This window comes from Candidatus Symbiopectobacterium sp. NZEC135 (assembly GCF_025962695.1).
This window is the reverse complement of the sequence record NZ_JAGFPF010000858.1, coordinates 1-883: the sequence shown is the minus strand read 5'-3', so window position 1 is coordinate 883 and position 883 is coordinate 1. Positions and strand designations below refer to the sequence as shown.

Annotated in this window: 2 protein-coding genes; both read left to right on the top strand. The window is 53.7% G+C overall.

Features of this window, described 5'->3' with window-relative positions:
• The coding region (locus tag J5224_RS30990; RefSeq protein ID WP_319802518.1) for a prepilin-type N-terminal cleavage/methylation domain-containing protein at window positions 1-264 on the top strand (264 nt) is incomplete at its 5' end.
• A 44-nt stretch (window positions 265-308) separates the two neighbouring features.
• The coding region (locus J5224_RS30985; protein ID WP_264628850.1) for an exodeoxyribonuclease V subunit gamma at window positions 309-883 on the top strand (575 nt) is incomplete at its 3' end.

Below are 883 nucleotides of genomic sequence, written 5' to 3'. Positions count from 1 at the left end.
CATCAATGGCAGCAACGGCAGGCATGGCATCTGGCATATCAGCAGCTTGCCATTTATGCTGCCGGTCGGGGAGGGGAGTCATCGGCGTTGCTTGAACGCGATCTTCCTCCGGGATGGCAGTTGCATTTGACGGAGCAGTTCCAGTCGGCAGCGTGTCTGCGCGTCTCCTCAACGGTGACAACGCCGCAGCACTATCAGGCACGCTTGTACCGTTGGTTTTGTTTTACTGAGACGACTCAGCGAACCGTGCCAGAAGGCAATTGAATTGACGGTGAGCAGGGTTTGCGGGCACCGAAACGGGAATCATCATGTTCAGGGTTTATCACTCAAACCAGTTAGATATTTTGAAAACGCTGATGGTGACGCTGATAGCGCGCCAACCGTTGCAGGATCCATTTCAGCCTGAAACGATCCTGGTTCAAAGCCCTGGTATGGCGCAATGGTTACAGATCGAACTCGCGACTCACTTTGGGATTGCTGCCAATCTGCATTTTCCTTTGCCCGGGGTTTTCTTGTGGGACATGTGTCGGCGCGTGTTGCCGGATATTCCGGCGGAAAACACCTTCAGCAAGGAAGCGATGGCCTGGAAGTTGATGCATATTCTGCCTCAGCAGCAAGATAACCCGTCATTCTTGCCGTTGAGTCACTATTTGCAAGATGACGCGGATAAACGCAAACGGCATCAACTGGCACAGCGGGTTGCGGATCTGTTCGATCAATATCTGATTTATCGACCTGAGTGGATCAAACAGTGGCAAGCCGGTGCGCTGGTGGACGGGTTGGGTGATGCGCAGGTGTGGCAAGCCGAACTGTGGCGTGCGCTTTTGCAATACAGTGCGCAACTGGAACAGAAAGAGTGGCACCACGCTCGCCTCTATCAACG